The sequence below is a fragment of the Enterobacter quasimori genome (assembly GCF_018597345.1).
In the GTDB taxonomy this organism is placed as follows: domain Bacteria; phylum Pseudomonadota; class Gammaproteobacteria; order Enterobacterales; family Enterobacteriaceae; genus Enterobacter; species Enterobacter mori.
Genome location: NZ_JAHEVU010000005.1, coordinates 1 through 12,886, shown reverse-complemented (window position 1 = coordinate 12,886; position 12,886 = coordinate 1). Strand labels below are relative to the sequence as shown.

The following is a 12,886-nucleotide window of genomic DNA, read 5'->3' as shown; positions in this document are numbered from 1 at the left end:
CGATAAATATCGCCGAAATTGGCTCTTTCTGGAGTCGCTTTGATGATGATAAAAAAAATCAGTGGTCGCCATGCTGTTTCTGGCCTGGTGGGGATTTCAGCGTGGTTGTTTTTTTGTCACACAGCATCTGCCTGGCAACAGGAATATATCGTTTCAGACGCACAAAGTAATATGGCGGAACGCTATACATGGGATGCGGATCACCAACCGCGTTATGAAGACATTCTGGCTGAACGTATTAAGTCTTCGCAAACTGGACCTGGGCTTGCCCTGAATTCGCCTTCCGGCTCGACAGCGGAAGGCAGCATGAGCGTAGGCTGGAATTTTCCGCTGGCGGGAAATATAACAACCGGCCCGGTGATGGCGTGGCGTTACGATGGCACGGCACCCATGATGATTAATGAATTCGGTGATAGCGTGACGACGCAGGGGCTGACCGATCCGCTCTGGCATGCCAGCGTGAGCAGCCTCGGTTGGCGCGTGGATACGCAATATGGCGATCTTCGGCCCTGGGCGCAGGTCAGTTTCAACCAGCAGTTTGGCGAGAATCAGTGGAAGTCTCAGTTCGGCATGTCGCAAACGCCTGCTATTGCACAAAACAGCAGCTGGATGGACGTGACCGTCGGAACGGATATGCCGTTTACAACCCATATGGCGGCCTATGCGTCATTGGCTCAGGGGGAAAACACCACGACGGGCGAGGAGTTCATGTACACCCTGGGTGTGAGTGCAAATTTTTAAAGTTGTCACTTTTTCCAACGTTGCGATAACATATTAAATACAATAACGGCGCGCCTTGTCGTGATAGCAGGCACTAACAATTGTGCATGTCGTTCCCCGGCAAGGTCATTCATTCCCGATTCCAGGCATTTCATTCCGTTCCTCCTGCATTTCATGCCGTTTTACCCCAGCGGAAATAAGGTTTTGTTTATTGTTGTCCTCAGCGAACTTCCCTAATTTCTCTTGCAGGACAACTGCCATGAACACTTCAACTTATAACCGTACGCGCTGGCTCACGCTTTTCGGCACTATCGTCACCCAGTTCGCGCTGGGATCGGTCTACACCTGGAGCCTGTTCAACAGCGCGCTTTCCGATAAGCTCGATGCGCCGGTCAGCCAGGTGGCGTTCTCTTTCGGCCTGCTGAGCCTGGGGCTGGCGCTTTCCTCTTCTGTCGCGGGCAAACTGCAGGAGCGCTTCGGCGTTAAGCGCGTCACCATGGCGTCCGGGATCCTGTTGGGCGTGGGCTTTTTCCTGACGGCGCACTCCAACAACCTGATGATGCTCTGGCTGAGCGCCGGGGTACTGGTGGGTCTGGCAGACGGCGCAGGCTACCTGCTGACGCTGTCGAACTGCGTGAAGTGGTTCCCGGAGCGTAAAGGCTTGATCTCTGCGTTTGCCATCGGTTCTTATGGTTTGGGCAGCCTCGGGTTCAAATTTATCGATTCCCATTTGCTGGCCTCCGTTGGTCTTGAAAAGACCTTTATGATCTGGGGCGTTATCGTTCTGGTGATGATTCTGTTCGGTGCAACCCTGATGAAAGATGCGCCGCAGCAGGAAGTGAAATCCGTTAACGGCGTGGTGGAGAACGACTTCACCCTGGCTCAGTCCATGCGCAAACCACAGTACTGGATGCTGGCGGTGATGTTCCTGACGGCCTGCATGAGTGGTCTGTATGTCATTGGCGTGGCGAAGGATATCGCGCAGGGCATGGTGAAGCTGGACGCGGCCACGGCGGCGAATGCGGTTACCGTGATTTCTATTGCCAACCTCTCCGGCCGTCTGGTGCTCGGTATTCTGTCTGACAAAATTGCCCGTATCCGCGTGATTACGATTGGGCAGGTGGTTTCGCTGGTCGGCATGGCGGCGCTGCTGTTCGCTCCGCTGAATGAAGCCACCTTCTTCGCGGCGATTGCCTGCGTGGCCTTTAACTTTGGCGGCACCATTACCGTCTTCCCGTCTCTGGTGAGCGAGTTCTTCGGTCTGAACAATCTGGCGAAAAACTACGGCGTCATCTATTTAGGGTTCGGGATCGGCAGTATCTGCGGCTCGCTGATTGCTTCATTGTTCGGCGGGTTCTACGTGACCTTCTGCGTAATATTTGCCTTGTTGATTATTTCCCTGGCGCTGTCGACGACGATTCGTCAGCCGCAGCGAGAAGTCTTTAAAGAAGCGCATGCTTAACGAATAAGGAGAGGCCGTAATGGCCTCTTTTTTTGCGCTGTGGGATACGCTTCCTGACTTGCTTTTTTGTAAAAATTTGCACGGATCACATTCTCTGCTGCCACTTTTCTCTCCCGCTGTGGTCTACTTACCGCGCTTGTAGACGTTTCTGATAACGCTTTCCTACGCACATACTTACTCTGTCTGTTTTCTCGATGAGAGTCGGCGGGTCTCTATACCCCTTCCCCCAGGGTTGTTTGCATGAAATACATTAGGTCTCTTACCCAGCAAAGATTGTGTCTGATGCTGGCTGTCTATATCGGTTTGTTTCTGAATGGCGCGGTGCTGTTCAGACGAGTGGAAGGTTATTTCGAGCACCTCACCGTAAGAAATGGAATTTTTGCTGCAATTGAAGTGTTCGGTTCCATCCTCGCTACCTTCTTCCTGTTACGTCTGCTTTCCCTTTTTGGCCGACGCCCGTGGCAAATTCTGGCTTCACTGGTTGTCATTATTTCTGCCGCCGCCAGTTATTACATGACCTTTATGAATGTGGTCATTGGCTATGGGATTGTGGCGTCAGTCATGACCACCGATATCGATCTCTCGAAAGAGGTCGTAGGTAAGGGCTTTATCGTCTGGACGGTTTTAACCTGTCTGATACCGCTCTTCTTTATCTGGAGTAATACCTGCCGCTATACGTTATTACGCCAGCTGCGCACGCGCGGGCAGCGGATCCGGAATATCGCCGTTGTCCTGTTGGCCGGATTACTGGTCTGGGCACCGATTCGCTTGATGGAAAAACAGCAAAAACGCATCGAAAAAGCGACGGGCGTGGACATGCCAAGCTACGGCGGTGTAGTCGCTAACTCCTATTTGCCCTCGAACTGGCTTTCGGCATTAGGCCTCTATGCCTGGGCACAGGCGGACGAGTCCAGTGATGTCAAATCCCTGATGAATCCGACGAAAAAATTCAAGTACGTGGCACCGGCTGACGGGCTGGATGATACCTACGTCGTCTTTGTTATCGGTGAAACCACGCGCTGGGATCATATGGGTCTTCTCGGCTATGACCGCGACACCACGCCAAAACTGGCCCAGGAAAAGAACCTCGTGGCTTACCGCGGCTACTCCTGCGATACCGCGACGAAGCTCTCTCTGCGCTGTATGTTTGTGCGTGAAGGCGGTGCCAGCGATAACCCGCAGCGTACCCTCAAAGAGCAGAACGTATTTGCCGTACTGAAGCAACTTGGATTTAGCGCCGACCTGTTCGCCATGCAAAGTGAGATGTGGTTCTACACCAACACGCTGGCGGATAACATCGCCTATCGCGAGCAGATTGGCGCCGAGCCGCGCAACCGTGGGAAGAACGTTGACGACATGCTGCTGCTCTCCGAGATGGAACAGTCGCTGAAAAACCATCCGCAGGGTAAGCATCTTATCGTGCTGCATACCAAAGGCTCGCACTACAGCTATTATCAGCGTTATACCCGCGATTTCGCGAAATGGACGCCTGAGTGTGTCGGCATTAACAAAAACTGCAGCAAGCAGGAGCTGATCAATGCCTATGACAACTCGATTCTGTATGTGGACACGTTCCTGAGCAGGGTGATCGACGAGCTGCGCGATAAGAAGGCGATTGTGATCTACGCGGCTGACCACGGCGAGTCCATCAACGAAAAAGAACACCTGCACGGCACGCCACGCAAGCTTGCGCCGCCGGAGCAGTTCCGCGTGCCGATGATCATGTGGATGTCGGATAAGTACCTTGAGAACCCTGACAAAGCCAAAATGTTTGCACATTTGAAGCAGCAGGCAGAAATCAAGGTCCCGCGCCGTCACGTTGAGCTGTACGATACCATTATGGGTTGTCTCGGCTATACCTCACCGAACGGTGGGATTAACGAAAACAACAACTGGTGTAAACTCCCTGATAACACCGCAAAAGCCGCGCAGTAGCTGCTCTGGCGAGAATATCGCCAGTTGAATGGCTTTTTGAAAATAAGGGATTGACGGGGGCGCACCTCAGCAGTAAGATGCGCTCCGCATTCGGCGAGTAGCGCAGCTTGGTAGCGCAACTGGTTTGGGACCAGTGGGTCGGAGGTTCGAATCCTCTCTCGCCGACCACATTTAAAAAAGGGCTAACCGCAAGGTTAGCCCTTTTTGCATTATGGCGTTAGCCAGCCAGACTCACCAAAACGCCCCTTAGCCCTGCTTCACCCTGCCTGTTAACGATTTTGTGACGTTATCCATTGTATTTTTTTATATATGGATTGATCTTTTTTCGCGTTGCTTATGGATAACCTCAGCATTTTTCGCTGTGCGTTTTAACGTTCGCGGAATTTAGTGCTCAGATAATCACCATTCTGCAAGAAAGTTTACCCAATCTGAATAAAAGTTAATCACTACATGTTGCGAAATATGAAGATAGTTGTGCTGCTACATGGCGAGTAGCATAAATTTCCCTGCTGAAAACGGGCGCTGGAGGTTTTTTTAATCTTTGTTTGCGGTTTCTCACACTCCGCGTAAATCCCCGTCACCTGTATTGACGTTTTCACATTCTGTTGACAGATTGTAGGGCATGAGGGGCATTTCAGGGACGATCTGCGCTGCAACTCAAACGCTCTTCTGAAAGGATTCTCCATCCCTTTAACGCCTTCGGGCATCACCGACCGGACCGGGTAAAAAATAAATAAAGGTCTGGCGGCGTAACACAACAAAGCAAAACATCACATTGGAGCAGAATAATGAGTATTTCCTTGAAGAAGTCAGGGATGCTGAAGCTTGGTCTGAGCCTGGTGGCTATGACCGTGGCAGCAAGCGTACAGGCAAAAACCCTGGTTTACTGTTCTGAAGGCTCGCCGGAAGGCTTTAACCCACAGCTCTTTACCTCTGGTACGACGTACGACGCAAGCTCTGTACCGATCTATAACCGTCTGGTTGAATTCAAAACCGGCACCACGGAAGTGATTCCGGGTCTGGCCGAGAAGTGGGACGTCAGCGAAGACGGTAAAACCTATACCTTCCACCTGCGTCAGGGCGTGAAGTGGCAGGACAGCAAAGAGTTCAAACCAACGCGCGACTTTAACGCCGACGACGTGGTGTTCTCCTTCGACCGTCAGAAAAACGCCCAGAACCCTTACCACAAAGTCTCTGGCGGCAGCTATGAATACTTTGAAGGGATGGGCCTGCCGGACCTGATCGCCGAAGTGAAAAAAGTGGACGATAATACCGTTCAGTTCGTGCTGACGCGTCCGGAAGCACCGTTCCTGGCTGACCTGGCCATGGACTTCGCTTCTATTCTCTCTAAAGAATACGCGGACAACATGCTGAAAGCCGGTACGCCGGAGAAAGTCGACCTGAACCCAATCGGTACCGGTCCATTCCAGCTGCTGCAGTACCAGAAAGACTCCCGCATTCTGTACAAAGCCTTCGAAGGCTATTGGGGCACCAAGCCGAAGATCGATCGCCTGGTCTTCTCCATCACGCCTGACGCGTCAGTGCGTTACGCAAAACTGCAGAAAAACGAATGTCAGGTGATGCCGTACCCGAACCCGGCTGACATCGCTCGTATGAAGCAGGACAAGAACATCAACCTGCTGGAGCAGGCTGGCCTGAACGTGGGCTATCTCTCCTTCAACACCGAGAAGAAACCGTTTGATGACGTGAAAGTGCGTCAGGCGCTGACTTACGCGGTGAACAAAGAAGCGATCATCAAAGCCGTTTACCAGGGCGCTGGCGTTGCTGCCAAGAACCTGATCCCACCAACCATGTGGGGCTATAACGATGACGTTAAGGACTACACCTACGATCCTGAGAAAGCGAAAGCGCTGCTGAAAGAAGCAGGCCAGGATAAAGGCTTTACCGTTGAGCTGTGGGCAATGCCTGTTCAGCGTCCATATAACCCGAACGCGCGCCGTATGGCGGAAATGGTTCAGGCTGACTGGGCGAAGATCGGCGTTCAGGCCAAGATTGTGACCTACGAGTGGGGCGAGTACCTGAAGCGTGCCAAAGCGGGTGAACACCAGGCGGTGATGATGGGCTGGACCGGCGACAATGGGGATCCGGACAACTTCTTCGCCACCCTGTTCAGCTGCGCTGCAGCGAAAGACGGTTCCAACTACTCTCGCTGGTGCTACAAGCCGTTTGAAGATCTGATCCAGCCGGCGCGTGCGACCGACGATCACAACAAACGTATTGAACTGTACAAGCAGGCGCAGGTTGTTATGCACGATCAGGCCCCGGCGCTGATTGTTGCTCACTCCACCGTGTATGAGCCAGTGCGTAAAGAAGTGAAGGGCTACGTGGTTGATCCACTGGGCAAACACCACTTCGAAAACGTATCTGTTGAATAATAAGTAGGGTGTTCTCCCTCTCCCTGTGGGAGAGGGCAGGGGTGAGGGTCGTGCATGCATCCCCTCACCCTAACCCTCTCCCACAGGGAGAGGGAATTTACATTTGTGAGCAATACAGACGTCACGCCACTGGTCGTGCGTCATCAGAGAGAATTCGGGTTATGTTGCAGTTCATCCTCCGACGTCTGGGACTTGTTATCCCGACGTTTATCGGTATCACCCTTCTCACTTTTGCCTTCGTCCATATGATCCCCGGCGACCCGGTAATGATTATGGCGGGCGAGCGTGGTATTTCCCCTGAGCGCCATGCACAGCTGCTGGCTGAACTCGGCCTCGATAAGCCGATGTGGCAGCAGTATCTCCACTATATCTGGGGCGTGCTGCACGGTGATTTAGGAATTTCGCTGAAAAGCCGTCTTCCGGTGTGGGACGAGTTCGTGCCGCGTTTTAAAGCGACGCTGGAGCTTGGCGTCTGCGCCATGATTTTCGCCACCGCGGTGGGTATTCCTGTTGGGGTACTGGCTGCCGTTAAGCGTGGCTCTATTTTCGACCATACTGCCGTAGGTCTGGCGCTGACCGGTTACTCCATGCCTATCTTCTGGTGGGGCATGATGCTGATCATGCTGGTCTCAGTGCAATTGAACCTAACCCCGGTCTCCGGGCGCGTCAGCGATATGGTCTTCCTTGATGATACCAACCCGCTCACCGGCTTTATGCTGATCGACACGGCTATCTGGGGCGAAGAGGGCAACTTCATTGATGCCGTCGCGCACATGATCCTGCCTGCGATGGTGCTGGGCACCATTCCTCTGGCGGTGATCGTGCGTATGACCCGTTCCTCCATGCTGGAAGTGCTGGGCGAAGATTACATCCGTACCGCGCGCGCCAAAGGGTTAACCCGCATGCGCGTCATCATCGTTCATGCCCTGCGTAACGCCATGCTGCCGGTGGTGACCGTTATCGGTCTGCAGGTAGGGACGCTGCTTGCAGGGGCGATCCTGACGGAAACCATCTTCTCCTGGCCGGGCCTTGGGCGCTGGCTGATTGACGCGCTGCAGCGCCGTGACTATCCGGTTGTGCAGGGCGGTGTACTGTTGGTTGCGACGATGATTATCCTCGTCAACCTGCTGGTCGATTTGCTGTACGGCGTGGTGAACCCGCGTATTCGTCATAAGAAGTAAGGGACCATCATGTCACAAGTCACTCAAAATAAAGTGGTCTCTGCACCGGTGCCTATGACGCCGCTGCAGGAGTTCTGGCACTACTTCAAGCGCAACAAAGGCGCGGTGGTAGGGCTGGTGTATGTCACCATCATGATCCTCATTGCGGTGTTTGCGAACGTGCTCGCGCCCTATAACCCGGCCGATCAGTTCCGTGATGCGCTGCTCGCGCCACCTGCCTGGCAGGACGGCGGCAGCCTGACGCACCTGCTCGGTACCGATGATGTGGGCCGCGACGTGCTGTCGCGTCTGATGTACGGCGCGCGTCTGTCGCTGCTGGTGGGCTGCCTCGTTGTTGTGTTGTCGCTGATCATGGGCGTTGTGCTCGGACTGGTGGCTGGCTACTTCGGCGGTATCGTTGATAACGTCATTATGCGTATCGTCGACATCATGCTGGCATTGCCAAGCCTGCTGCTGGCGCTGGTGCTGGTGGCGGTCTTTGGACCTTCGATAGGCAATGCTGCCCTGGCGTTGACGTTCGTTGCGCTGCCGCACTATGTCCGATTAACCCGTGCGGCCGTCCTGGTCGAGGTGAATCGAGACTACGTCACCGCTTCTCGCGTGGCGGGTGCGGGTGCAATGCGCCAGATGTTCGTCAATATTCTGCCTAACTGCCTTGCGCCGCTGATTGTTCAGGCGTCGCTCGGTTTCTCTAACGCCATTCTCGATATGGCCGCTCTTGGCTTCCTTGGCATGGGTGCGCAGCCGCCAACACCGGAGTGGGGCACTATGCTCTCCGACGTGTTGCAGTTCGCGCAAAGCGCCTGGTGGGTCGTCACCTTCCCGGGTCTGGCGATTCTGCTGACGGTGCTGGCATTTAACCTGATGGGTGATGGCCTGCGTGATGCGCTTGATCCCAAACTGAAGCAGTAAGAGGCACGAGATGGCGTTATTAAATGTAGATAAATTATCGGTGCACTTCGGCGACGAAGGCACACCGTTTCGCGCCGTGGACCGCATCAGCTACAGCGTAAATCAGGGCGAAGTGGTTGGTATCGTCGGGGAGTCCGGTTCCGGTAAGTCAGTAAGCTCTCTGGCAATCATGGGGCTGATTGACTATCCCGGCCGCGTAATGGCGGAAAGCCTGGAATTTAATGGTCAGGATCTGCAGCGCATTTCCGAGAAGCAGCGCCGCCAGCTGGTGGGCGCGGAAGTGGCGATGATCTTCCAGGACCCAATGACCAGCCTGAACCCGTGTTACACCGTGGGGTTCCAGATTATGGAAGCCATCAAGGTGCATCAGGGGGGGAACAAGCAAACCCGTCGTCAGCGCGCTATCGATCTGCTGACGCAGGTGGGTATTCCCGATCCGGCATCGCGTCTGGATGTGTATCCGCACCAGCTATCCGGCGGGATGAGCCAGCGCGTAATGATCGCCATGGCAATTGCCTGTCGGCCAAAACTGCTGATCGCCGATGAACCGACAACCGCGCTGGATGTAACCATCCAGGCGCAAATCATCGAGCTGCTGCTGGAGCTGCAGCAGAAAGAGAATATGGCGCTGGTGCTGATTACGCACGATCTGGCGCTGGTGGCTGAAGCGGCACACAAAATCATCGTGATGTACGCAGGCCAGGTGGTGGAGACCGGAAGTTCGCACGATATCTTCCGTGCCCCTCGTCATCCGTATACGCAGGCTCTGCTGCGCGCGCTGCCGGAATTTGCGCAGGATAAAGCGCGTCTGGCCTCGCTTCCGGGGGTTGTACCGGGTAAATATGACCGTCCGCAGGGCTGTCTGCTTAACCCGCGCTGTCCGTATGCGACGGATAAATGCCGCGTCGACGAGCCAGAGCTGAATCTGCTGGCCGACGGTCGCCAGTCCAAATGCCACTACCCACTCGATGATGCCGGGAGGCCAACACTATGAGTACGCAACAACTGCTGTTGCAGGCCATCGACCTGAAAAAACACTACCCGGTGAAGAAGGGCTTATTCGCTCCCGAGCGCCTGGTCAAAGCGCTGGACGGTGTCTCCTTTACCCTCGAGCGCGGTAAAACGCTCGCGGTGGTGGGGGAGTCCGGCTGTGGCAAATCGACGCTGGGGCGTCTGCTGACGATGATTGAAGTGCCGACCGGCGGTGAGCTGTACTATCAGGGGCAGGATCTGCTCAAGCACGACCCGCAGGCGCAGAAGCTGCGTCGCCAGAAAATCCAGATTGTGTTCCAGAACCCGTACGGTTCACTGAACCCGCGCAAAAAAGTGGGGCAAATTCTGGAAGAGCCGCTGCTGATCAACAGCAGCCTGAGCAAAGAGCAGCGTCGTGAGAAAGCGCTGGCGATGATGGCGAAAGTGGGTTTGAAAACTGAGCATTACGATCGCTATCCGCATATGTTCTCGGGCGGCCAGCGTCAGCGTATCGCCATCGCCCGCGGTCTGATGCTCGACCCGGACGTCGTGATTGCCGATGAGCCTGTTTCTGCGCTCGACGTATCCGTACGCGCGCAGGTGCTGAACCTGATGATGGATCTGCAGCAGGATCTGGGGCTGTCGTATGTGTTCATTTCACATGATTTGTCTGTCGTGGAGCACATTGCCGATGAAGTGATGGTGATGTACTTAGGGCGCTGCGTGGAGAAGGGGACGAAAGAGCAGATTTTCAATAATCCTCGTCACCCGTATACCCAGGCACTGCTGTCTGCGACGCCGCGCCTGAACCCGGACGATCGCCGTGAGCGCATTAAGCTGACCGGCGAGCTGCCAAGCCCGCTGAATCCGCCTCCGGGATGTGCGTTCAATGCCCGCTGTAGCCGACGCTTCGGACCCTGCACGCAGTTGCAGCCACAGTTGAAGGATTATCGTGGACAGCTGGTGGCCTGCTTCGCGGTCGATCAGGATGAAAATGGCGAAAAGCCGCATGCGTAAAGAAAAAAACCGGCGTGAAGCCGGTTTTTTTATATCTGCGTTATGACTTCCGTAGACGGATCTGGTCGACAGCATGTTTCTCACTCTTGGTGAGGATCAGGCTGGCGCGCTCACGTGTTGGCAGGATGTTCTCTTTCAGGTTCACGTAGTTGATCTCATTCCACAGTCCCGTTGCGACGTTGATCGCCTCTTCTTTAGAGAGCTGGGCGTAATTATGGAAGTAGGAATCAGGATCGGTGAACGCCCCTTCGCGGAACTTCAGGAAGCGGTTGATATACCAGCTTTTCAGCAGATCTTCCGGCGCATCAACATAGATAGAGAAATCAACAAAGTCGGAAACAAAGACGTGATGCGGGTCGTGGGGATAATCCATTCCGCTTTGCAGCACGTTTAGCCCCTCCAGAATCAGGATGTCTGGCTGCACAACCGTTTTGTCTCCATCCGGGATACGGTCGTAAATCAGGTGTGAGTAAACCGGCGCAGTGACGTTAGGCGCGCCCGATTTCAGATCAGAGACGAATTTCACCAGACGATGCATATCATACGAGAGCGGGAAGCCTTTCTTCTTCATCAACCCGCGTTCTTTCAATACTTCATTAGGATGCAGGAAGCCGTCGGTGGTAATCAGTTCCACGCTGCGGTGTTCTGGCCAGCGGCTCAGTAACGCCTGTAACACGCGCGCGGTGGTGCTTTTACCCACTGCCACGCTGCCCGCGATACTGATGATATAAGGAATACGCTGACCGTTAGTACCGAGGAACTGCTCCAGTACCGCCTGGCGGCGGAGGTTCGAGCTTATATAGAAGTTAAGCAAGCGAGAGAGGGGAAGATAAATTTCTGCCACCTCTTCCAGGGACAGATCTTCGTTTATCCCTTTTAACCGTGCGATTTCACCTTCCGTCAGCGTCATAGGAACGGAATCACGCAGGGCAGCCCACTGGCTGCGGTTAAAGTGAAGATAAGGTGTCATTAACGTTTGCTCTTTTTTGCTCATAAGCCTGCTTCTGTAAGCCAGCACAAAACTGCCGGGTCATGGCTCTTCACATAGTTAATTTTGGACAATGGGCAGGAGGTTAACACCAGATGACAGGAATAATAAGAAAAAATATGGGAAAGCGATGCTTTACGCGGGAGGTATCACGGTACGGTATAGAAGGGGTAAATCAGGGGTTCATGTTGAATATTTGACCGCGAGCGGATGAATTTAAAGCGGTTAGCACTGGTTTCGCATAAAATGTGAGCGAAAGAACGTTTTATGCAATTTTTTAGTTGCATGAATGCGCATGTCTCCATAGAATGCGCGCTACTTGATGCCGACTTAGCTCAGTAGGTAGAGCAACTGACTTGTAATCAGTAGGTCACCAGTTCGATTCCGGTAGTCGGCACCATCAAGTCCGGTGGGGTTCCCGAGCGGCCAAAGGGAGCAGACTGTAAATCTGCCGTCACAGACTTCGAAGGTTCGAATCCTTCCCCCACCACCACTTTCTGGCAGCGTAAATGCCGCCGGAGCTGGTTGGAAAAATTAACCAGCTCGAACATGAAAAGAGAGAAATCTCTTTTTTTGTTACAGAAAGAACTGGGTAGCCGAGTTTCAGGATGCGGGCATCGTATAATGGCTATTACCTCAGCCTTCCAAGCTGATGATGCGGGTTCGATTCCCGCTGCCCGCTCCAATACGTGCTGATATGGCTCAGTTGGTAGAGCGCACCCTTGGTAAGGGTGAGGTCCCCAGTTCGACTCTGGGTATCAGCACCACTTCACTTCTCCTCCCGTTTCTCTCTGTTTCAATTTAAATGTATTCAACAGTTCAGGCATTTCGCCTGGTTGATGTGGTGATATCACCGATTTATCCGTGTCTTAGAGGGACAATCGATGTCTAAAGAAAAGTTTGAACGTACAAAACCGCACGTTAACGTCGGTACTATCGGCCACGTTGACCATGGTAAAACAACGCTGACCGCTGCAATCACTACCGTTCTGGCAAAAACCTACGGTGGTTCTGCTCGCGCATTCGACCAGATCGATAACGCACCAGAAGAAAAAGCGCGTGGTATCACCATCAACACCTCCCACGTTGAGTACGACACCCCGACTCGCCACTACGCACACGTAGACTGCCCAGGCCACGCCGACTATGTTAAAAACATGATCACCGGTGCTGCGCAGATGGACGGCGCGATCCTGGTTGTTGCTGCAACTGACGGCCCAATGCCTCAGACTCGTGAGCACATCCTGCTGGGTCGTCAGGTAGGCGTTCCTTTCATCATCGTGTTCCTGAACAAATGCGACAT

10 protein-coding genes and 5 tRNA genes are annotated in these 12,886 nt (G+C 53.9%); 14 read left to right on the top strand and 1 reads right to left on the bottom strand.

What is annotated here, in order from left to right:
- Positions 1-42 precede the first annotated feature (42 nt).
- From KK102_RS18110 to dppF, 9 genes are all read left to right on the top strand, one after another.
- Positions 43-741 carry an autotransporter domain-containing protein gene (locus KK102_RS18110; protein ID WP_126546321.1) on the top strand — a complete coding sequence of 233 codons (699 nt, stop codon included), beginning with the start codon at positions 43-45 and terminating at the stop codon, positions 739-741.
- A 238-nt stretch (positions 742-979) separates the two neighbouring features.
- Positions 980-2,182, top strand: a complete 1,203-nt coding sequence (locus KK102_RS18105) for an L-lactate MFS transporter (RefSeq protein WP_216358159.1) — start codon at positions 980-982, stop codon at positions 2,180-2,182.
- A gap of 240 nt (positions 2,183-2,422) precedes the next feature.
- Positions 2,423-4,117 (top strand): kdo(2)-lipid A phosphoethanolamine 7''-transferase, encoded by a 1,695-nt coding sequence (gene eptB / locus KK102_RS18100; protein WP_216358158.1) that lies wholly within the window; start codon positions 2,423-2,425, stop codon positions 4,115-4,117.
- 91 nt (positions 4,118-4,208) lie between these two features.
- A tRNA-Pro gene (locus KK102_RS18095) sits at positions 4,209-4,285 on the top strand.
- A 620-nt stretch (positions 4,286-4,905) separates the two neighbouring features.
- Positions 4,906-6,513, top strand: a complete 1,608-nt coding sequence (dppA, locus tag KK102_RS18090) for a dipeptide ABC transporter periplasmic-binding protein DppA (protein WP_126546318.1) — start codon at positions 4,906-4,908, stop codon at positions 6,511-6,513.
- Positions 6,514-6,674: 161 nt separating this feature from the next.
- Complete coding sequence (gene dppB / locus KK102_RS18085; RefSeq protein ID WP_014882057.1) at positions 6,675-7,694, top strand: dipeptide ABC transporter permease DppB; 1,020 nt, start codon at positions 6,675-6,677, stop codon at positions 7,692-7,694.
- A gap of 9 nt (positions 7,695-7,703) precedes the next feature.
- Entirely contained in the window at positions 7,704-8,606 is a 903-nt protein-coding gene (gene dppC / locus KK102_RS18080; RefSeq protein ID WP_126546317.1) for a dipeptide ABC transporter permease DppC, read from the top strand.
- Positions 8,607-8,616: 10 nt separating this feature from the next.
- The gene (dppD, locus tag KK102_RS18075; protein WP_010426220.1) at positions 8,617-9,600 is read left to right on the top strand and encodes a dipeptide ABC transporter ATP-binding protein; all 984 of its coding nucleotides are present in this window, start codon (positions 8,617-8,619) and stop codon (positions 9,598-9,600) included.
- Positions 9,597-10,595 (top strand): dipeptide ABC transporter ATP-binding subunit DppF, encoded by a 999-nt coding sequence (gene dppF / locus KK102_RS18070; RefSeq protein ID WP_126546316.1) that lies wholly within the window; start codon positions 9,597-9,599, stop codon positions 10,593-10,595. The genes dppD and dppF overlap by 4 nt, the downstream gene beginning before the upstream one ends.
- A gap of 40 nt (positions 10,596-10,635) precedes the next feature.
- On the opposite strand, the gene coaA is transcribed toward dppF, so the two are convergent.
- Positions 10,636-11,589: a type I pantothenate kinase gene (gene coaA / locus KK102_RS18065; RefSeq protein ID WP_010426211.1), complete on the bottom strand. Its 954-nt coding sequence runs from the start codon at positions 11,587-11,589 to the stop codon at positions 10,636-10,638.
- 318 nt (positions 11,590-11,907) lie between these two features.
- Here coaA and KK102_RS18060 point away from each other — a divergent pair.
- From KK102_RS18060 to KK102_RS18040, 5 genes are all read left to right on the top strand, one after another.
- Positions 11,908-11,983: transfer RNA gene (locus KK102_RS18060), tRNA-Thr, on the top strand.
- Between the two features lie 8 nt (positions 11,984-11,991).
- Positions 11,992-12,076: transfer RNA gene (locus KK102_RS18055), tRNA-Tyr, on the top strand.
- Positions 12,077-12,193: 117 nt separating this feature from the next.
- A tRNA-Gly gene (locus KK102_RS18050) sits at positions 12,194-12,268 on the top strand.
- Positions 12,269-12,274: 6 nt separating this feature from the next.
- Positions 12,275-12,350, top strand: a tRNA-Thr gene (locus tag KK102_RS18045).
- Between the two features lie 117 nt (positions 12,351-12,467).
- The coding region (locus KK102_RS18040) for a GTP-binding protein (protein WP_143102676.1) at positions 12,468-12,886 on the top strand (419 nt) is incomplete at its 3' end.

Excerpts from the sequence above, each read along its gene's own strand:
- KK102_RS18110 (WP_126546321.1), top strand. The coding sequence starts at position 43 with ATGATGATAAAAAAAATCAGTGGTCGCCATGCTGTTTCTGGCCTGGTG.
- KK102_RS18105 (WP_216358159.1), top strand. The coding sequence starts at position 980 with ATGAACACTTCAACTTATAACCGTACGCGCTGGCTCACGCTTTTCGGC.
- eptB (WP_216358158.1), top strand. The coding sequence starts at position 2,423 with ATGAAATACATTAGGTCTCTTACCCAGCAAAGATTGTGTCTGATGCTG.
- dppA (WP_126546318.1), top strand. The coding sequence starts at position 4,906 with ATGAGTATTTCCTTGAAGAAGTCAGGGATGCTGAAGCTTGGTCTGAGC.
- dppB (WP_014882057.1), top strand. The coding sequence starts at position 6,675 with ATGTTGCAGTTCATCCTCCGACGTCTGGGACTTGTTATCCCGACGTTT.
- dppC (WP_126546317.1), top strand. The coding sequence starts at position 7,704 with ATGTCACAAGTCACTCAAAATAAAGTGGTCTCTGCACCGGTGCCTATG.
- dppD (WP_010426220.1), top strand. The coding sequence starts at position 8,617 with ATGGCGTTATTAAATGTAGATAAATTATCGGTGCACTTCGGCGACGAA.
- dppF (WP_126546316.1), top strand. The coding sequence starts at position 9,597 with ATGAGTACGCAACAACTGCTGTTGCAGGCCATCGACCTGAAAAAACAC.
- coaA (WP_010426211.1), bottom strand. The coding sequence starts at position 11,589 with ATGAGCAAAAAAGAGCAAACGTTAATGACACCTTATCTTCACTTTAAC.